This window comes from Dysosmobacter sp. Phy, assembly GCF_054476235.1.
This window is the reverse complement of record NZ_CM136997.1, coordinates 1,461,376-1,480,715: the sequence shown is the minus strand read 5'-3', so window position 1 is coordinate 1,480,715 and position 19,340 is coordinate 1,461,376. Positions and strand designations below refer to the sequence as shown.

The following is a 19,340-nucleotide window of genomic DNA, read 5'->3' as shown; positions in this document are numbered from 1 at the left end:
TGTCAAAAAACGCGCGGCAGCATCCGGCACCCGCCGGCCGGAGTCGTGCCAAACGGCAGCCCGTCGATATTTTTTCCTTGTCCGGCGCGATCCCAAATGCAGAAATAAATTGCAGCCTGGAATATCCAGGCTGCAATTTTCATTACGCCAGTCCGAACAAGGCGCACAGCGGGATCAGCAGCAGCGTCTCCACGATAGGCGCGATGGCCGACACCACGCACACGTGCCAGTAGCCCTGCCGGTGCGTGGTATGGCTGTGGGTGAGGATATTGCACACGAAGCCGCTCTGGGGAGTGGAGTCCAGGGTGCTGGAGGCCACCACGATCACCCGGTGCAGTGCCTCGGCGTTGACGCCCATGGCCAGAAACCGCTCGCCCAGGATGGGGCAGACAATCGCCATGCTGCCGGAGGAGGAGTTCATGACGCCCGCCATGAGCATGGTCGCAATGCCGGCGATCAGCAGAAGGTTCCCACCAGGTTCAGCACGAAATCCGTGATCTCCTGGAAGGCGGGGGTCGCAGCCACCACCGCGCCGTAGCCCGCGGCAGCGGCGGTGATGGAGATGGTCTTCAATCCCGCAAAGACACTGTCCTGCACCTCGGCGCTGATCTCCTTCAGGCTGTGAGGCATGTGCCTGAAGTAAAAGATGAAGGCGGCCACTACACCGGCCAGCAGAGAGGTAACGATGGGCTGCTTGACCACATTCAGCACCACCAGGATCACCAGCATCGGCAGGACAGAGGCCAGCACAGAGGGGCCGGCGGCTTCTCTCGTCACTTCTGCCGCGGCGTTCTCCCCCTCCAGTTCCTCAAAGTGTTCGCCGCGGTTCTTGGCCCGCTTGACCACCCACATCACATAGGCCGTGCAAAGGGTCAGCTTCAGCACCGTGGAGATCATGCCCGGAACTGTTGCTGCGGCCACTGTGGTACCCAGGTAGACGGTGGGCGTGGCGTTCTGGATGGAGGGCGTGAAGGGGGCGGTCATGGTCACGCCCACACAGCCGGCAAAAGAAGCGGCCGGGAAAAATTTGCGGGGGATGTCCGCCTTGCGGAACATGGCCAGAGGGTGCATGGTAAACATGTCCACAAACAGGTTCACGCCGTCCAAGGTCAGGATGATACCCATAATAATCAGGCCGACGATCGCAAAGCGGTCGCCAAAGGCCCGGAAAATAAAGGTGGAAATGCTGTTGGCCGCGCCGCTGATCTCCACCAGCTTTCCGAAGAGCGCGCCCAGCATAAACAGCAGGAAGAAGTCCCGCACGTAGTTCCCGAAGCCTGTCATATAGGGGGCAGTGATGCCCTCATACAATCCCATCCGCCGGGTCAGCAGCAGGAAGATGGATGACAGGATGGCGGCAATGACAGTGGGGACGTTTTTCAAAACCAGCGCGATGAACAGCGCAATAGCCAGCAATAAAAACAGAATGTTCATTCAGCAGCCTCCTGGTTTGACACTGGGTAGACCCTGTGTTCCAGTACATGCACGCCATGACCGGGGATGATTTTGATGTGCCCGGATCGCTCCAGCGCTTCGATCTTTTCGTAGGTTTTGAAGTAAGCCTTCACATCGGAATGCAGTCCGCCGATGATGTGCGGAAGTTTTCCGTTGCCCTCCCAGTTTTCATATATTCACCTTGTCACCGGTGGGGGAGTGTGCGATTTCCAGCAGCTTCATCTTACAGGACCTCCTCCACATAAGAGGTTTCAATGTCCTCATGGGGGACCAGAACGGACAGCACGGCCACCAGCTCTGTAATGTGGCGCTCCATTCCGCCGCAGTTGGCGGGCCTGTCGATGGTAAAAGCATCCACCTCGTTGAAGATCATGGTGAACGTCTCCTTGTCGGCGTCGCGCTCGGCAACCCGCAGCCGCAGTTCCAGCGGCTCGGTGCCGCCGGGGAAGCCCTCGGACAGATCCCTGGGATACAGGGAGTTGTAGCCGATGATGTCCACCCGATGCTCGGCGGGATGATAGTAGGTCTCGCTGATCTTCTCCACCATCTGCACCGCCAGCACAGTGCGCTCAAAGCACTTGGGTCCGCCGAAGCTCAGTCCGCAGCTGCCGATGTAGCCGTCCTTGTATCCCACGCTCGCCTCCAGCGTGTCAGTCCGGGGACGACCCGCGGCGCCGCTTACCCGGACGCGGTCTTTTCCAGCCTGCTCAGAGGAGACGTTGGAAAAGTCCGCCACGCAGTCGGGAGTATAATAGCAGGCCGGAGCACGGATCTCATAGATCAGCTGCTCGGAGCAGGTCTGCACGTTCACGCGGCCGCCGGTCCCCTCCAGCTCCCCAGTAATCCACGCCCATCGCCCTGGTTTCCGGCCAGGTCAAAGCCGCCCGGATCGAGAGTGCTCCGGATCCGCCCCCCACCTCCAGCATGGAGCCCTCTCTCTGGCTATCAAGATGGGAGAGCACGGTCCGGTGTACCTGTTCCATGATTCCGCCGCCCCCAAAGGCATACTGCCGCCGGATCCACGTGATCCAGCCCAGCAATCCCAGCAGGGCCGCCGTAATCACCGCGCATACAGCGCCCGCAGCGGTCACCCGGAAAACTGCAAAGGAGATGACCGTCAAGACGGCAGCCAGTATAGTTATGCCGCCGAGGATATAAAATACCGGATTTGACATCCAGTTTCCATAGTCCTCTCCGTGGGTACCCAGGGAAATCCTCTCCTGTTCCGCTTTTGTTATCCTCAAACGTAACACCTGCTTTCCAAAACAAAAAATTTATTCGTTTGCCATGTTGTCTTGCCAAACACGGCAACATCTTCTATAATTATAGTTAGCTTTAACTAACACATCAAGCAACTGATTTTTGAAGCCGAACGCATCCCCATAAGTGATCATTGACGGCTGATCGCGTACGTGCTATATTGATTTGCAAATCATTCGCAAATTGGAGCAGGGCACGCCGGCCAACAGCGCTGCGCTCAGGTCCCGCGCCCGATGCGTGCCCTTTTGGCATGGCCCTCCCGCAAAGCGGATATCCCGCGCCGCGAGAGCCGAAGAGCTTTGAGCCGGTCATCTCCAATCCCATCCCGCACGGCACGTGTCAGTGCCGGCGCGGTCCATAAGTATATCGTACAGAGGAGGGAGAAGAACTTGACAAAACGAATGCGTTTTGCCGCCGTCTGTGGAGCGGCGCTGCTGATCGCAGCCCTGATCTTCTCCGCATTCTTTGTGGCCGCTGAGGCTGACCACGACTGCAGCGGCGATCATTGCACCATATGCCACCAGGTCCAAATCTGCCAGGTCCTGCTGGAGCAGCTCTCCACGGCTCATGCGGCATCTGCCGCTGCGGCGGTGCTCTGCTTCTTTACCCTGCTTCTCGCCCCGCGGCCGCAGAATGCGATTGTCGTACCTTCGCCGGTCTTGCTGCGGGTAAAACTGCTGAATTAAACAGAAACCACAGACAAGGGGACGAGTCTGCCCAATCGGGGCAGGCTCTCTTGGCGCACGCCTGGATCCCCTTGTATTTTTGCGCCCTTTTTTCAGTTTCTGTATCAATTCGGAGGTTTTATCGATATGAAAAAAATAGTCTGCATGTCCCTTTCTCTCGCGCTGGCAATGGGAGCGCTGACCGGCTGTCAAACCCCTTCCGCTTCCAAAAGCAGCGGTGAAAAGCTGCGGATCGTCACCACCATCTTTCCCGAATATGACTGGGTCCGGGAAATTCTAGGGGATCAGGCCGACCGCGTGGAACTCACCATGCTCCTGGATGACGGCGTGGATCTCCACAGCTTTCAGCCCACGGCCGACGACATGGTGGTTATCTCCAACTGCGACCTGTTCCTCTATACAGGGGGAGAGTCGGACGACTGGGTGGAGGACGCTTTGACCAACTCCGCCAACCCCAACCGGGCAACAATGGATCTGATGGACATTCTGGGGGACGCTGTAAAAGCAGAGGAGATGGTTGAAGGGATGCAGGAAACCGAGCATCATCACAGCCATGAGGAGGACCACGAGGAAGACCACGATCATGAAGAAGACCATGATCACGAGGAACACGACCATGATGACGAGCACATCTGGCTCTCCCTGCGGAACGCCGCTGTGCTCTGCGGCGCCATTGCCGATACTCTGGGAGCCATTGACCACGAGCATCAGACCACCTACGCAGAAAATGCCGCCGCATACATTCAAAAGCTGATCGACCTGGACGGGCAGTATCAGGCTGCTGTGGACGCCTCTTCCACCCGCACGCTGCTCTTTGCCGACCGTTTTCCCTTCCGGTATCTGGTAGACGACTACGGGCTCACTTACTATGCCGCGTTTTCCGGCTGCTCGGCGGAAACGGAGGCCAGCTTTGAAACGGTGGCCTTCCTGGCCGGCAAGGCGGACGAGCTGTCGCTGCCCTGCGTGCTGACCATCGAGGGGACTACCCACGGCATTGCCGAGACGGTGGTCGGCAATACCAGCGGGAAGAACCAGGAGATTCTCACGCTGGATTCCATGCAGTCGGTGACAGCCGCCGATGTTGCGGCCGGAGCCAGCTACCTCTCCATCATGGAACAAAACCTGGAAACCCTGAAGGCTGCGCTGCGCTGAGAGGAATTCCATGATCCAGATGAACTGCCAGGGCCTGACCCTGGGCTATGATTCCGCCCTTGTCCGGGATCTGAGCTTTACCATCCACGCCGGAGACTATCTGTACATCCTGGGGGAGAACGGAACGGGGAAATCCACACTGATGCGGACCATCCTGGGCCTTCTGCCCCCCTTGGAGGGGTCCGTGGTCCTGGGCGGAGGCGTGCTCCCCGCTGAAATCGGCTATCTGCCCCAGCAGACCCAAGCCCAGCGGGACTTTCCCGCCACAGTTTGGGAGGTGGCCCTTTCCGGCTGTCAGGGCCGGTGCGGCCTGCGCCCCTTTTACACCCGGGCGGAAAAGGATCTGGCCCGGCAGTCCCTCCGGCGTATGGATATGGAGCGTCTTTCCGGGCGCTGTTATCGGGAGCTGTCGGGAGGCCAGCAGCAGCGGGTGCTGCTGGCCCGGGCTCTTTGCGCGGCCCAAAAAATGCTGCTGCTGGACGAGCCGGTATCCGGCCTGGATCCGTCCGCCAGCCGGGAGCTGTATCAGGTGATCTCCCAGCTTAACAAACACGACGGCGTCACGATCCTTATGATCTCCCACGACGTGCAGGCCGCGCTTTGTCACGCCAGCCATATTCTCTGTCTGGGGGAGCAGGTGTTTTTTGGCCCCCGGGACGCCTTTGTCCGGTCCGCACCCGGCCAAAGGTATTTGAAGCAGAGAGGAGGGGTCTGCCTTGGCGGCGCTGATTGAGAAGCTGGTCCAGTACTGGGCTTATCCCTTTGTGCGGTACGCCCTTGCGGTGGGGGTGCTGGTGGCCCTGTGCGCCTCCCTTCTGGGGGTGACCCTGGTCCTCAGGCGATTTTCCTTTATCGGAGACGGCTTGTCCCATGTGGCCTTTGGCGCCATGTCGGTGGCATCCGTTTTGAATCTGACTTCCGACATGCCCCTGGTCATGGGTGTCACCGTGCTGTGCGCCGTCCTGCTGCTGGGCACGGGCCGCAGCGCCAGGGTCAAGGGCGACGCCGCCATGGCCATGCTCTCGGTGGGCGCCTTGGCGGTAGGCTACCTGGTGATGAACGTGTTTTCCGCCTCCGCAAATCTGTCCGGAGACGTGTGTACGACTTTGTTCGGCTCCACATCCATCCTCACCCTCACGGAAACAGAGGTATGGCTGTGCGTGATCCTGTCGGTTTTGGTCGTGCTTTTGTTTCTCTTCTTTTATCACAAGATCTTTGCCGTCACCTTTGACGAGAGCTTTGCCTCCGCCACCGGAACCAGGGCGAAGCGATACAACCTGATCCTTGCCGTGGTGACGGCGGCGGTCATCGTAATGGCCATGAATCTGGTGGGATCTCTGCTGATTTCGGCTCTGGTGATCTTTCCGGCCATGTCCGCCATGCGGCTGTTCAAAAGCTTCCGCGCCGTCACGCTCTGCGCCGCCGTTTTCTCTGTCTGCTGCACTGCCGCTGGGATCCTCACGTCTATTCTGGCGGGCACACCAGTGGGATCCACCATCGTTGCCGTGCAGATCCTGCTCTTTGCCCTTTGTTCTCTGGCCGCACGGATCGGAAGGAGGTAAGCCATGAAGCGATGGACCATACTGATTCTCACAGGGGCGTTGCTTCTGTCCTGCACTGCATGCGGAGGCAGCAAAAAGCCCCCGCAGAATACGGCGCCGCTCACCTCCCCTGTTTCCCAAGAGGCAGAGCCTCTTCCGGGGGAAGATGCGCCCGCCGCGCCTGATACCGCCCCCCAGCAGTCTTTCGTGGAGCCGATTCTCTCCGAACGGGAAGACGCGTTGGAAACTCCTCTGCCCCCACAGGCCTCCGCCCCCGGCGCCGGGGCGGAACAGGAAACTCCGGCCAACGGCCCGCAGCCGGATCCTTTGGAAGGCCCTCCCACTCCCGTGGATCTGGATTTAACGCCCCTCAGCAGTACCATGATATACGCAGAACTATTCAACATGATGTCGGCGCCGGATGATTGTATCGGAAAGACTATCCGAATGAAGGGGAGTTTTTTCGTGTATCAGGACCCTAATACGCAGCAGGTCTACTGTGGCGTAATCGTACAGGACGCCACCGCCTGCTGCGCCCAAGGATTTGACATTGTAATGCCCGCTCAGGCCCGCTACCCTGAGGACTATCCGCCCGCCCAATCGGAGGTGACCGTCGTCGGCACGATTCAAGCAGATCGAACCCGGGAGGAATACGGTATTCTGGTCCTCCGTCTGGAGGACGTCAGTTTTGATTGACCGTGCGCTGTCACGGATCTCCCGGCGGATATGGAGCGCCGGCGGCCTCAGCCAAGTGGGAGAAGGCGCCGTGCCCCTTCCGCGGGATCGTCCGGCGCACAGGGGAAGCAGTCAGCAGCGGCAGACGGTTTCCGCCCGCTGCTGTCGTGTTCCAACAGAGCCTGTCGCCATATGGGCCGGCACAAAAGCGGAGATTTAAAAAAGTTCCTGATTTCTCACGAAATCAGGAACTTTTTGGTAAAAAGCGCCGGGTTCTAAGCAGCAGTTCCCCGCACACAAGCAAACGCCAGAAAATTTCCCCATGGTTTTTGCTGACTTTCGCCTGTTTTTCATGTTCATAGGCACTTTTGAAGAAATATCCCGGCGCACCCTCCACTGTTCCACATGCTTGCGCGGCGCAAGCTGCGGTCATAACCGTTGCGGCCGTCGAAGGCTTGCCCTCCGGGCAGCACGTTCGGTCCTGCCGATTACGGCAAATGGGATTTTGGATCAACTGTCCCCCGCTCCTCCGGGTTTCCCTTTTTGCCCCGTTTCTTCCACAGGAGCGCCAAGCCGCCGGCCGCAACAACACCGATGATAATTCCAAGGATCAATACTCCCGGATTTGCCGTGTGCTCCTGAACGGCGAAGGTGACGGAGTCCCCATCCGCCCGGAACACCAGGTAGCGCCCGTCGGTCTGCGCCTCCTGCTGCACCCACCCCTCCGGGGTGCTGATCCACACGGTGCCGCCGGAGCCGCCGGACAGTCTGTACTGGATCTGGAAATCGGCGACAGGCTGAACCGGGTCGGTGATCGTCACGGTGTAGACCGTGCCGGTGTGGGAGGCCCCGTGGGCATCCGCCCAGGTGTCCTCCTCCGCGGAGACGGCCAGGGTGCTGCCGGAGCTGAAGGTTCCCTCCGCCACGATCTGCGGCGGGTCCCCCAGGGCGGTCAGGGCGGTGGAATAGGCGGTATACTCCGCCTCCAGCGTCTGGGAGAAGGTCAGGTGGCCGTAGTCGATCTCAGGCCAGCTGGCACTGTACCCCGTCTTCTCCGGAATGTCCGGCAGCCGGGTCAGGGCGTCGCCGTAGGAGAAGTCGTAGGTCTCCACCACCTTGCCGTCGGCAATGAACACCAGCCGGAACCGGGTGAAGGCGGCGGGAGCACCCTGGGAGAGGGTCTCAAAGTCCACCGGCTCCGCCTGCCCCAGGTAGCTGATGCCATCGATGCCCCCCAGGGTTTCGTGGGTGAAGAGGTTGCCGGACACCGTTCCGTCCTCCTCCGCGTCTCCCAGCACGGCGCCCAGGCAGGCGGAGCCCTCGTCGATCTCCACCAGGGCGCGGCAGCCGGTGACGGTCTTACCCAGGCCCGCCACGCCGCCGATGCAGTCGTTCCCGTTCAGGGCGCAGCGTGCCCAGCAGTCCCGGATGGAGGACCAGGCCGCTCCCGCGATGCCGCCCACATAGTCGCCGCCGGTACTCTCCACGGCGGCGTAGCTCTCGCACCGGGACACGGTGCCCAGATCCATGCGGCCCACGATGCCGCCCACGTAGTCCTTTTTGCCGGTGACCGTCCCGCTGTTGACGCACCCCTCGGTCAGGGCGGCGGCCTGATAGCGGAAGTTCAGGGACCGGTCGCCGGAGGTGGTCAGGTCGTCCTCGGGGTCATAGTCGTACTCGATGGCCATGGACCCCACGATGCCCGCCACGTTCACGTCTCCCTCCACCGCGCCGGTATTCCGGGCGTTGGTGATGCGCCCGGCGTCCTCGTCGGTCTCGGTGGCCTGGTCGGACACGTCCTCCAGCAGCTCTTCGTCCTCCTCCGCCTCCTCGCTGTCGCTGTGCCGGCGGAGCACATCGATGACCCGCCCGAACTGGGCGTTGATGGCCCGCAGATCCGACAGGAGTAGGTCGGAGGAGGCCGACAGGGTGTCGTTCAGGCTCTGCATGGCGTCGCTCAGTCCGCCCATGGCGTCGTCCAGCACGTCGCCCGTTTCGCCGACCGCCTCCCCCACGGGGCGGAAGGAGATCTCCGGCTCATCCGCCAGGTCGGACATGACGCCGCTGAAGGTCTCACCGGCATCCTGGAGCTGTCCGCAGGCGCCCCCCAGGGTCTGCGCCGCTTTTTTGAGCAGCGCGGCGGCGCTCTCCCCCAGGGGGGCAATGGCCTCCAGATGGTCCAGGGCGTTCTGGAGGTGTCCGCCGGCCTGGCCCATGCCGGCAAACCCGGCCCGCAGGTTCTCCGCCGCGGCGGCGATCTCCTCCAGCGCCTCCCGGAGATAGCCGTCCGCCACGGTTCCCGCGCCCTCCAGGGCCAGGCGCAGCGCCGCAAGGGCGCTCTCGACCTGATCCGCTGCGTCGCGCATCTCGCTCAGCGCCGCCAGGACCCCGTCCCAGTCGGAGCCGCCCTGGCCGTAGTGTTCGCCTAGGGCCGCCATCAGATCGCCGAAGGCGTCGGAGAGCAGGCCGAAGGCGTCCATCAGCTCATCCAGGGCCGCCTCCACATCCTCCATGGCCGCGGCCATGTCCTGGCTGCTGCCCAGGGAGGCTCCCAGCTTCTCCAGCGCGGCCCGGACATCGTCCAGGGCGTCGGAGCAGGCCTGCGCGGCGCTCTTCACCTGCGCCAGGGCCAGGCGCACATCCGCCAGGGCGTCCTCGGACAGGCCGCTGATCCGGCCGGCCGCGTCCAGGGCATCGTCCGCCAGATCCGCGGCGTCCCGGATCCGCTCCAGGGCGGCGTCCGCCGCGTCGGAGATGGGCTCCAGCCGGTCCAGGACCCAGGAGACCCGGGCGGAGGCGTCGTTGATGGTCTCGATATTCCCGTCGGCCCAGCCGGTCATGGCGTCCGAGAGGTCGGAGGCCGCGTCCTTCACCGCATCTGCGCTGTCGGTCAGGCCGGTCATCCGGCCGGAGAGGTCGTCGGAGACCCCCTCCGCGTGGGAGATGGCCTGGTCCATGAGGGCCTGGAGGGTGTCCAGCTCCTCCCAGAGGTCATCCAGGCTGTCGGCGTCGAAGAGCAGCGTCAGCCGGGGCTCCATCTGTCCGCAGATGCCGCCCACGTCCTTCCGGCCCCGGACGGTGCCGTTGTTGACGCAGCTGTCCAGCCAGCCGGACTGCCGGCCGGCGATGCCGCCCACGTTGTAGCCCACGTGCTCGTACCCCACGTCGCCGTTGTTGGTGCAGCTCTGGAGGATACCGGAGGAGGCCCCGGCGATGCCGCCGATGTCGGTGCAGGCGGGGACGCTCTCCGTGGAGCGGATGGTGCTGAGATCCATCTCCTGGATGGCCACCGTGGTCTTGACCTCGGTGATGTTGACGTCGCCGTCGTTCCGGCAGCGGATCACGCTGCCCTCGTTCTGGCCCGTGATGCCGCCCACATAGTGCTCGCCCAGAAGCGTGCCGGAGTAGGTGCAGTTGATGATCTGCCCGGTGGGCCGGTTGCAGCCCACCAGGCCGCCCGCATTGGTCCCGGCCTTTACGTTGCCGTAAAAGGCGCAGTTGAGCAGACTGCCGCTGTTGACGCCCACCAGGCCGCCGATGTTGTCCTTCCGGTCGCTGGGGGAGACGGAGCCGCAGACCGTCAGGTCCTGGACGACGGCGCCGCCCCGGACATAGCGGAAGAAGCCCCGGTCGTCCCCGCTCCCCGTGAGGGAAAAGCCGGAGACGGTGTGGCCCTGGCCGTAAAAGGTGCCGCAGAAGATGGGGATGGGCCGGAACTCCGTTCCGGACAGGTCGATGTCCGCATCCAGATAGACCGTCTTTCCCACGGACCAGCCGTCCACGGAGCAGCTCCGGGACAGGTCCGCCAGATCCTGGGCGGTCCGGATGTGGACCGTGCCGCTCTCCGCCGCCAGGGCGGGGGCCGCCAGGGACCCCGCCAGGAGCAGGGCCAGCAGCAGCGCGATCACGCGCTGTTTATTTCTGGTCATGTCCGTCCGCCTCCTTTCCCGTCTCTTCCGTGCCGGCCGGCAGCCGGTCGGGCTCCGGCGCCGGACTGATGTTGCCGGTGTCCAGTACCGCGGACACGTCGCCGCGGATGATGCCGTGGACAGTGGCGTCCACGATGCCGTTGACCCGGCCCCGGATGCGGCCGTTGACGTAGACCGTGCCGGTGACCGTGCGGGTCACCTCCGGGACCTTGATGTTGAACCGGGTCTTTTCCACGATCAGGTCGCCCAGCAGCAGGATCTGGGGCAGGACGAACATGACCAGGATGATGGAGATGAGGGTGCCCCGGCTCAGGTTCTCGCCGATGCCCACGATGGCGGGCTCCGAGGAGAGCTTGCCGATCAGGTAGGCCGCCACGGTCAGGATGGTGCCGGAGGTCAGCACCGTGGGGAAGGCCAGGTCCAGGGCCTTGATGATGGCCTTTCTGGGCGGCATGAGTTCCTTCATCTCGCTGTACCGGGAGGAGATGACGATGGCGTAGTCGATGTTGGCGCCCATCTGGATGGAGGTGACCACCAGGTAGCCCATGAAGAAGATGGGCTCGTCAAAGACGGTGGGGAAGGAGAAATTGATCCAGATACTGCCCTGAATGACGCAGATCAGCAGGATCGGCAGTCCCACCGACTGGAAGGTGAACAGCAGCACCAGGATGACGAACACCACCGACAGCACGCTGATGAGGATGTTGTCCCGCTCAAAGGAGGCGGACAGGTCGTAGTCGCTGGTGGAGTTGCCCACCAGATAGACCTGGTGGGCCGGGTAGTACCGCTCTGCCTCCCGGTGGATGGTCTGGAGGAAGGCAAAGGTCTCCTCCCCCTCCTCGGGAAGGTTCAGGTTCAGGATCATGCGGGTGTAGTTGTCGCCCAGCATCTGGGCCTGGGCTTCGGTGAGGGCCTCATAGAGGTCGTTGATGTCGGCCTCCGTCTCCTCGTCCAGGGTGACGAAGCCCTCGTCCACCTGGTCGTGGAGGAAAAAGAACATATCCATCAGGGGCACCGCGTAGGTGTCTACGCCGCTGACCGCCTTGCCCAGCTCGTCATCCCTGGCGGCGTAGGCGGTGTACAAAAGCTCGATGATCTCATAGTCCATATCGGTCATCTCGGCAAACTGGCGGGGCGTGAGCTTGTCGGTGAGGGTGTAGCCGTCCAGGGCCTCGATGTTGGAAAGGCCCATGGCGTAGTCCACCTCGTCGTACTGCTCCAGCCGGTGCAGCAGCGCCTTTTCGCTCTCGTAGTCCCCCTTTGGCACCAGCAGGGCCATGATGTTCTGGGCGCCGAAGGTCTCGTTGACCCGCTGCTCGGCGATCTGGTTCTCGTTCTGCTTGGTGGTCACCAGCTCCGAGTAGCCGTAGACATAGGGGCACTTCTGGGACAGCACGAAGCCCACCACCAGCAGCAGCGCAAAGACCGGCGCCCCGATGTAGCGGAGCTTCACCACCAAATTGCCCCACTTGTCGATGTGGGGGACGAAGCTGCGGTGCTGGGTCTTGCGGATGGCATTGGAGAACAGCATCAGCAGGCCCGGCATCAATGTGAACACGGAGAGCATGCTGAAGCAGATGGCCTTGATGAGCACCAGGCCCATGTCGAAGCCCAAGCCGAACTGCATGAACATCATGGCGGCCAGGCCGGAGATGGTGGTCAGGGAACTGGAGGAGATGGCGGGGATGGAGTAGGACAGCGCGGCGATGCAGGCCGCCCGGTCCTCCCCCAGCCGCTCCCGCTCCTCGGTGAAGCGGTGGAGCAGGATGATGGCGTAGTCGATGGCAAGGGCCAGCTGCAGCACCACCGTCACCGAGTTGGAGACAAAGGAGATGGTGCCGAAGATGAAGTTGGTGCCCATGTTCAAAAGAGCGGCCGAGCCGAAGGTCAGCATCAGCACCGGCAGCTCCGCGTAGGACCGGGAGGTGAACAGCAGCACCAGTACGATGACGATGAAGGCGATGACCAGGATGACCCGCATCTCCGAGGCCAGGTTCCCGGCGGCGTCGTTGCCCACGTCGCTGCTGATGTAGGCGTCGTAGGGTTCCAGCAGGGCTTTGAGTTCATCCATGGCGGTCAGACTGATCTCGTCCTCCGCCTCGCCGTCAAAGGTGACGCTGATCAGCACATCGGAGCCGCGGATGTAGTCGGAGAGGTCCTCCTCATCGTCCTCCCCGCCGGGCAGGCCGGAGCCCACGACGGCGGAGGTGACGCCCTCGATCTGCCCCATCCGGTCCGCCAGCCGCTCCGCCAGTTCTCCGGACGTGTGGGAGACCACGACGCGGGCCGTTCCGTAGGTGGTCAGCTCCTTCTCCATAATGGACAGTCCCTGCCGGGTCTCGGTGTCATCGGGCAGGTACGCGGTGATGTCGTTCTCCACTTGGACCCAGCCCTGAGAAAACACGGAGAAGATCATAGCGGCAATATAAAAGAAAAAAATCAGGTTCCGCTTGTCGACGATAAACGCCGCCAGCGATTCAATGGGCGACCTGCGCTCCTTTTCCGGGTTCAATGGCTCTCCGCCTCCGTTTCTTCAAATTGCTCTCCGCTCCAGGTCATGATCACTTCTGGCTGCGGTTTTCCTCCACTCCAGGGGGCCTTTGAAGGATCCATCCGGAGTTCTCCCGACAAGGTTCCCCCCGTATCCCTCAAAACGGACCGGCAGGGATAGGTGCTGACGGCCGTTACCACCTGATGGTCCAGATACAGCCGCCCGTCCGGCGCGCGGCTGCCGCTGACGGGAAGCTCGCGAGAGAGGAGGCAGAGCGTTCCTGTAATCGCTCCACGGTCCTCCTTCAGCATCAGGGTCCCCTTCTTGGGCCCCATCTGACTGTGGAGGGTTACATGGTATTTTCTGAACATTACGTTCGCCTCCGCCGATATATACGCGCGTTGCGCACACACCCGATTTTTGTCCCGATCTCATACCTCTCCCGCCGAAGCCCGCAGGCACATCACAAAAGATAGAGAAACCGGCAGGAATCCTCAATACACAAAGGGGAAAAACTGTGTCATTTTTCACACTTCGGCATATCTGCCGCAGAAAAGCCACGCCTTTTAAAAATGGCCGGAGGCTTGCGCTTTTTTTCAAGACTTGTTATACTAGCCACAAAATCCCGGTTCTGTCTGAGGTGAAAACGATGGCAAACAGCGCCTCGGAGCGTACAAAACGAAATCTGGCCGCCGCACTCAAGGAGAAGATGGCAAAAAAGCCCCTGGAGCAGATCACCATTCAGGAGCTCACAGAGGCGTGCGGCATGCAGCGCCGCGCCTTTTATTATCATTTTGAGGATATCTATGCCCTGGTGCGATGGATGTTTCAGGAGGAGGCCCTCTCTCTTCTGCAGCAGCAGGAGGGCGCGCTCCTCTGGCAGGAGGGTCTGCTGCAGCTGTTCCACTATCTGCAGGAAAACAAGGCCGTGTGCCTGTGCGCCCTGCGCTCCTCAGGCCACGACGCGCTCAAGCGCTTTTTCGGGGCCGACCTGGAGGGGATTTTCAGCAAGGAACTGAAAAAAATGGCCCAGCGGCTGGAGCTCGACCTGGATCCGGATGGCATCCCGCTCTTTGTGAGCGCGCTGGGCGGCATTATAGAGGCTTGGCTGCTGGACCTCTTTCCTGATACGCCGGAGAAAATGGTCAGCAGGATCAACAGCTTTCTGCAAAGCCACATCTATGGTCTGCAGGTCCTGCAGCACCACCCCGAGTGGATCTGCACCGCCGGAAACGGCTTCATCGGAGATGCGGATTTGCCGGCGCAGCAAGGCGATGATGGAGATATAAAAGAGTAAAAAAGCCAAACAGGCGCCCTTAGCAATTGGTCTGCTTTTGCGGATCTGTGATTTGCGGCGTTCCTCGGCATCAGACAAGCTGTGCCCATGCGGCTCGTGCGCGCAGCTCCCCGGCCCAAGGGGCTTCCCGCACCGAGGACCCGCAATCGTATCCCGAAAATGAATTGCACGCCATTTGCCAAGCAGCCCGACATGCTGCATAACAAATGGCGTGCACGTTCGTTTTTGATGCGATCAGCAAGGGGAGAGGCTGCGGCGCAGATGCCGGTCGTAGATCAGGCAGGCCAGCAGATTCACCACGGCGGAGATTGGGACTGCCAGACTGATGACCAGCATATCTGCACCGGGCATCAGGCTGAGAAGATAGGATAGGGGAACCCGCACCAGAAAAGCGGAGGCCAGGCCCTGGACCATAACGAACGGTGTGCGTTCCATACCATTGAAGTACCCCAGCGTACAGAAGATGGCGGGAGTGAGCAGATATTCCAGGGAGCTGCCTCTGAGATAGGCAGCGGTGGCGGCAATGACGGCTGGGTCGTTTTCAAAGATTGCAGCCAGCAGGCCTCCGCCGAAGAAGGTGAGCAGAAAGATGCCCGCGCCGAATACCACAGAGATGCGGCGGGCAATCAGCAGGGATTTTCTGGCACGCTCAGGCTGCCCGGCCCCCATGTTTTGGGCCACAAAAGTGGAAAGGGCGGACATGAACGCCATGGGGATGATGGAGAGGAATACGAAAAGCTTCTCTGAAATGCCGATGCCGGCAGACTCTGCCACGCCCAGGCGGTTGACGATGCTGGTGATCATCAAAAAGGAGATGTTTACCAGAAAATCCTGCAGGGCGATCGGCGCGCCCAGGGCGGCGATCCGCAGAACGCAGCCGCGGGCGCGAAAGCTCTCCCGGGTGAGGACAAAGGGGAGCGGACGGCGCCGGATATAGAGAACGGAGAACAGGACGCTGCATGCCTGGGCGGCCACTGTGGCCAGCGCGGCACCGGCGGCATCCATATGGAAAACGCCCACCAGAAGAAGGTCCAGGAACACATTGACGATGCAGGCGATCAGGACGAACAGCAGAGGGCTTTTGGAGTTGCCCAGTCCGCGGAAGATGCCGCTGATGCCATTGTAGGCCGTGATAAACACCATACCCCCGGCGCAGATGCGGATATAGGCGATCGTCTGCTCCAAGGCGTTGGCAGGGACGTTCATCCATCGGCAGCTAAGAGGCGCAAAAACAGTAACCAGCCCGGTCAGAAGGATTGCCACTGCCGAAAAAAGTTTGATCTGTCCGGCGGCGATCCGCCCTGCCTGCTGGAAATCACCAGCTCCCACAGCCTTTCCCACCAGAATGGTCACGCCCATGGTCAAACCGGTGACCAAAGACGTGACGGACTGCATCATCTGGCTGCCGGTGGCCACAGCCGCAGTGCTGGCCGTGGAGGAGAATTTTCCCACTACGGCAAGATCCACGGCTCCGTAAAGCGCCTGGAGCAGCAGCGAGAGCATCAGGGGCAGAGCAAACCGGATCAGCGGGGATAAGATGGGACCTTGTAAAATCTCGTTATGAGCGGACGTTGTCTGGCTCACTGCGGCATTCCTCCTTGCACAGGATCGACACAAAAAGAAAAATCGCCAACAAGCATACACTTGTTAGCGATAATGTACCAAACGAAGCGTTCCCAACGCGACACAAATTATAGCAGTTTATTTCTGTTCAGTCAAGCACGAGGAAGGGAGGGGCGCGACGGCCCGGAAGATACTTCTCGGGGAGAAAGACTGCCAGAACATCTATTTCTCCGAAAAGCAAAGCAAAAGTATACATTTTTCAAAATCAGGAATTTTTTGACGGAGACTACCGTACTCAAGCCAGCGGCCTGCTGCGTGTGAAGATCCGTTTGGACATCAAATATCTGCCATCAGGCCCTTTCCGGCAGGGTTTGCTCCGTTTTTTCAGAACAGGCAAGAGGTCGTTGTCCGCTGTGTCCCCCCGCTGATATCCGGATATTGGTCATCGCATTGGTCAAGTCCCCGGCTCCGCTCATCAGGCGGAGCCGGGGACTCTTTCCACAAAAAGCAATCTTGCTGTCGTGATCGCAGCTTGCTATTGGGAGAATGTCAAGAGCTGTTTTCGGTTCAGGCAATTTTCCATGCACGGCCCCTGCTGCACCGCGTGGTGGGGAAATGTATCAATAAAACGAATCATAACAAAAAATTCCCGGAAGCATTTAGGGGTGATACCATTGGCATCTTTTGCTTTGCTGTAAGCAACCAGGATTCCATCTGTTTTCATCCCGATCAGAAGATGCCCTGGGCCATCATGGCGTCGGCCACTCTCTGGAAGCCCGCGATGTTTGCACCGGCCACCAGGTTATAGCCCAGGCCGTATTTCTCGGCGGCGTCCACGCTCATCTGATAGATGGTGTTCATGATCTGCTTGAGCTGCTTGTCGACCTCCTCGGCGGTCCACACCAGCCGCTCGCTGTTCTGGGCCATCTCCAGGGCGGAGGTCGCCACGCCGCCGGCGTTGACGGCCTTGCTGGGCGCCACGATGACGCCGGGCTGGTCCATCAGGAACTTCAGCGCGTCGTTGGTGGTGGGCATGTTGGCCACCTCGATGTAATACTTCACGCCGGCCTGGGCAATCTTCTGGGCGTGTTCCATATGGACGTCATTCTGCATGGCGGAGGGCATGCAGATATCCACCTTCACGCCCCAGGGCTTCTCGCCCGGGTGGAACTCCACGCCGAACTTGTCCGCGTAGTCCTTCACCAGGTTCCGGCCGCTGCCGCGCATCTCCACCAGATAGTCGATCTTCTCCTGCGTCGCCACGCCGTCGGGATCGTAGATGTAGCCGTCGGGGCCGGAGAGGGTGACCACCTTGGCGCCCAGCTCCGTGGCCTTCTTGCAGATGCCCCAGGTCACGTTGCCGAAGCCCGCGCAGGCAATGGTCTTGCCCTTGATATCCTCGCCCTCGTGCTTGAGGACGTTCTCCAGATAGTACACCGCGCCGTAACCGGTGGCCTCGGGACGGATGCGGCTGCCGCCGTAGGAGAAGCCCTTACCGGTGAGCACGCCGTTTTCAAAGCTGCCCTTCAGGCGCCGGTACTCGCCGTAAAGATATCCGATCTCCCGGGCACCCACGCCCATGTCGCCGGCGGGCACGTCCACGTCGGGCCCGATATAGCGATAGAGCGCCTGCATGTAGCTCTGGCAGAAGCGCATGACCTCGGCGTCGGACTTGCCGGCGGGGTCGAAGTCAGAGCCGCCCTTGCCGCCGCCGATGGGCAGGCCGGTCAGGGAGTTCTTGAAGATCTGCTCGAAGCCCAGGAACTTGATGATGCCGGGGTATACGTTCTTCTGGAACCGCAGGCCGCCCTTGTAGGGGCCGATGGCGCCGTTGAACTGGCAGCGGTAGCCGATATTGGTATGCCAGGAGCCGTCGTCGGCCATCCACACCACGCGGAAGGTGAACATCCGCTCCGGCTCCACCATCCGGTTCAGAAGGTCGGCCTTCTCGTACTCCGGATGCTTTTCGATCACAGGCTCCAGGGAGGAAAAGACCTCCTCCACGGTCTGGACAAATTCAGGCTCGCCCGCATGCTTGGTCTTGACGTTCTCAATCACACTGGACAGATATGCGTTCATGTTCATAATCCCCCTTTATTTGTATGCTTGTATCAATTCTTTAAAAATAGGCAGACTTTTCAGGATCATATCATGGCTGACGCAGGTGCTGGCCCGGAAAAAGTCCGGGCAGCCAAAGTCACCGCCGGGGACAATCAGCAGGTTTTTCTCCCTGGCATGGTTCGAGAATGCCTGGGCGTCGCCGCCCGGCGCCTGAACGAACAGGTAGAAGGCGCCCTGGGGCCGTACGCACCGGTAACCGTAACTGGTCAGGGCTTCGTAGAGGGTTTTGCGGTTTTCGTCATAGGCCGCCAGGTCCGGCCGCACCGCCGCGCACAGCCCCGCCACCAGCTGCTGCATGGACGGCGCACACACGTGGCCCAGAGCCCGGGCGGCACCGGCCACCGCAGCGTAGAGAGCCTTGCTGTCCGCCGCCTGGTCCGGTACGCAGACGTACCCGATCCGCTCTCCCGGCAGGGACAACGACTTGGACCAGGAGTAGCACACCACGGTGTTGGGATAGAGGTTCGGGATGAATGGTACCTCCGTCCCGTCGTATACCAGCTCCCGGTAGGGCTCGTCGGCAATAATGTAGATAGGGTGGCCGTACTCCGCCCCCCTCCGGGTCAGCACCTCTCCCAGGGCCAGCAGGTTCTCCGGAGAGTAGATGGCGCCGGAGGGGTTGTTGGGAGAGTTGACGATGATGGCCTGGGTATGGGCCGTCAGGCGCTTCTCCACCTCTGCCACCGGGATTTGGAACGTCTGCGTGTCGGCGGGCACCACCGTAAATTTTGCCCCGCTGCTCTCCACGAACGGCCGGTACTCCGGGAAGAAGGGGGCAACGGCCATGATCTCCGCTCCTTCCACCGCCAGGGCCCGGATCACAGAGATCAGTGCCGGAGCGGCGCCGCAGGTAAGAAACAGGTTCTCCGCACGGATGTCAGCCCCAAACCGCTTGTTCAGGTCCGCCGCCACGGCGGAGCGGGCCTCCATGCTGCCGGGGGCGGGGGTATAGCCGTGGACGCTAAGGCTGTCCTCCCGGGCAATAAGCTGGGAGAAGGCCTGCCGCACCTCCTCCGGCGCGGGAATGGAGGGATTGCCCAGGGAGAAGTCGTAGACGTTCTCCTTCCCCACCACCGCCGCCTGGCGCAGGCCGTACTCAAACAGTTCCCGGATACAGGAGCGGCTGGCTCCCAGCTGATACATCTCTTGCGCGATCATAGGCAAAAGTCC

General features: G+C 61.2%; 18 protein-coding genes. 6 read left to right on the top strand and 12 right to left on the bottom strand.

The window, feature by feature from the left end; translation table 11 throughout:
• Positions 1–2 precede the first annotated feature (2 nt).
• From ACVDHE_RS07250 to ACVDHE_RS07230, 5 genes are all read right to left on the bottom strand, one after another.
• Positions 3–143, bottom strand: a complete 141-nt coding sequence (locus tag ACVDHE_RS07250; RefSeq protein WP_458886091.1) for a hypothetical protein — start codon at positions 141–143, stop codon at positions 3–5.
• Positions 143–433, bottom strand: coding sequence for a hypothetical protein (locus ACVDHE_RS07245; protein ID WP_458886090.1), 291 nt, complete (start codon positions 431–433; stop codon positions 143–145). Before ACVDHE_RS07245 ends, ACVDHE_RS07250 begins: the two co-directional genes overlap by 1 nt.
• A 23-nt stretch (positions 434–456) precedes the next feature.
• Entirely contained in the window at positions 457–1,434 is a 978-nt protein-coding gene (locus ACVDHE_RS07240) for a GntT/GntP/DsdX family permease (protein WP_458886089.1), read from the bottom strand.
• 244 nt (positions 1,435–1,678) lie between these two features.
• Positions 1,679–2,266: an acyclic terpene utilization AtuA family protein gene (locus ACVDHE_RS07235; protein WP_458886087.1), complete on the bottom strand. Its 588-nt coding sequence runs from the start codon at positions 2,264–2,266 to the stop codon at positions 1,679–1,681.
• Complete coding sequence (locus tag ACVDHE_RS07230; RefSeq protein ID WP_458886086.1) at positions 2,229–2,699, bottom strand: hypothetical protein; 471 nt, start codon at positions 2,697–2,699, stop codon at positions 2,229–2,231. Before ACVDHE_RS07230 ends, ACVDHE_RS07235 begins: the two co-directional genes overlap by 38 nt.
• A 405-nt stretch (positions 2,700–3,104) precedes the next feature.
• Between ACVDHE_RS07230 and ACVDHE_RS07225 the strand changes: the two genes are divergently transcribed.
• The 5 genes from ACVDHE_RS07225 (at position 3,105) to ACVDHE_RS07205 (ending at position 6,790) form a co-directional block, all read left to right on the top strand.
• Positions 3,105–3,401, top strand: a complete 297-nt coding sequence (locus tag ACVDHE_RS07225) for a hypothetical protein (RefSeq protein ID WP_213037422.1) — start codon at positions 3,105–3,107, stop codon at positions 3,399–3,401.
• Between the two features lie 144 nt (positions 3,402–3,545).
• Positions 3,546–4,553 carry a metal ABC transporter substrate-binding protein gene (locus ACVDHE_RS07220; RefSeq protein ID WP_458886085.1) on the top strand — a complete coding sequence of 336 codons (1,008 nt, stop codon included), beginning with the start codon at positions 3,546–3,548 and terminating at the stop codon, positions 4,551–4,553.
• A 10-nt stretch (positions 4,554–4,563) separates the two neighbouring features.
• Complete coding sequence (locus tag ACVDHE_RS07215; protein WP_458886084.1) at positions 4,564–5,286, top strand: metal ABC transporter ATP-binding protein; 723 nt, start codon at positions 4,564–4,566, stop codon at positions 5,284–5,286.
• Positions 5,270–6,115, top strand: coding sequence for a metal ABC transporter permease (locus tag ACVDHE_RS07210; protein ID WP_458886083.1), 846 nt, complete (start codon positions 5,270–5,272; stop codon positions 6,113–6,115). Before ACVDHE_RS07215 ends, ACVDHE_RS07210 begins: the two co-directional genes overlap by 17 nt.
• Before the next feature lie 3 nt (positions 6,116–6,118).
• Positions 6,119–6,790: a hypothetical protein gene (locus tag ACVDHE_RS07205; protein WP_458886082.1), complete on the top strand. Its 672-nt coding sequence runs from the start codon at positions 6,119–6,121 to the stop codon at positions 6,788–6,790.
• A 223-nt stretch (positions 6,791–7,013) separates the two neighbouring features.
• On the opposite strand, the gene ACVDHE_RS07200 is transcribed toward ACVDHE_RS07205, so the two are convergent.
• Genes ACVDHE_RS07200 through ACVDHE_RS07185 form a run of 4 tightly spaced genes read right to left on the bottom strand, consistent with a single transcriptional unit; the run spans position 7,014 to position 13,500 of the window.
• Positions 7,014–7,202, bottom strand: coding sequence for a hypothetical protein (locus ACVDHE_RS07200; RefSeq protein WP_325285261.1), 189 nt, complete (start codon positions 7,200–7,202; stop codon positions 7,014–7,016).
• A gap of 55 nt (positions 7,203–7,257) precedes the next feature.
• The gene (locus tag ACVDHE_RS07195; RefSeq protein ID WP_458886081.1) at positions 7,258–10,698 is read right to left on the bottom strand and encodes a hypothetical protein; all 3,441 of its coding nucleotides are present in this window, start codon (positions 10,696–10,698) and stop codon (positions 7,258–7,260) included.
• Positions 10,685–13,210 (bottom strand): efflux RND transporter permease subunit, encoded by a 2,526-nt coding sequence (locus ACVDHE_RS07190; protein ID WP_458886080.1) that lies wholly within the window; start codon positions 13,208–13,210, stop codon positions 10,685–10,687. The genes ACVDHE_RS07195 and ACVDHE_RS07190 overlap by 14 nt, the downstream gene beginning before the upstream one ends.
• Positions 13,207–13,500 carry a hypothetical protein gene (locus ACVDHE_RS07185; protein WP_458886079.1) on the bottom strand — a complete coding sequence of 98 codons (294 nt, stop codon included), beginning with the start codon at positions 13,498–13,500 and terminating at the stop codon, positions 13,207–13,209. The genes ACVDHE_RS07190 and ACVDHE_RS07185 overlap by 4 nt, the downstream gene beginning before the upstream one ends.
• Before the next feature lie 338 nt (positions 13,501–13,838).
• On the opposite strand from ACVDHE_RS07185, the gene ACVDHE_RS07180 reads away from it, so the two are divergent.
• A complete protein-coding gene (locus ACVDHE_RS07180) occupies positions 13,839–14,486 on the top strand; it encodes a TetR/AcrR family transcriptional regulator (RefSeq protein WP_213037415.1) in 648 nt (215 codons plus the stop codon).
• 234 nt (positions 14,487–14,720) lie between these two features.
• On the opposite strand, the gene ACVDHE_RS07175 is transcribed toward ACVDHE_RS07180, so the two are convergent.
• The 3 genes from ACVDHE_RS07175 to ACVDHE_RS07165 form a co-directional block, all read right to left on the bottom strand.
• Positions 14,721–16,070 carry an MATE family efflux transporter gene (locus ACVDHE_RS07175; RefSeq protein ID WP_458886078.1) on the bottom strand — a complete coding sequence of 450 codons (1,350 nt, stop codon included), beginning with the start codon at positions 16,068–16,070 and terminating at the stop codon, positions 14,721–14,723.
• Positions 16,071–16,778: 708 nt separating this feature from the next.
• Positions 16,779–18,128 carry an NADP-specific glutamate dehydrogenase gene (gene gdhA, locus ACVDHE_RS07170; RefSeq protein ID WP_458886077.1) on the bottom strand — a complete coding sequence of 450 codons (1,350 nt, stop codon included), beginning with the start codon at positions 18,126–18,128 and terminating at the stop codon, positions 16,779–16,781.
• A 15-nt stretch (positions 18,129–18,143) separates the two neighbouring features.
• Positions 18,144–19,328: a pyridoxal phosphate-dependent aminotransferase gene (locus tag ACVDHE_RS07165; RefSeq protein ID WP_458886076.1), complete on the bottom strand. Its 1,185-nt coding sequence runs from the start codon at positions 19,326–19,328 to the stop codon at positions 18,144–18,146.
• Positions 19,329–19,340 lie beyond the last annotated feature (12 nt).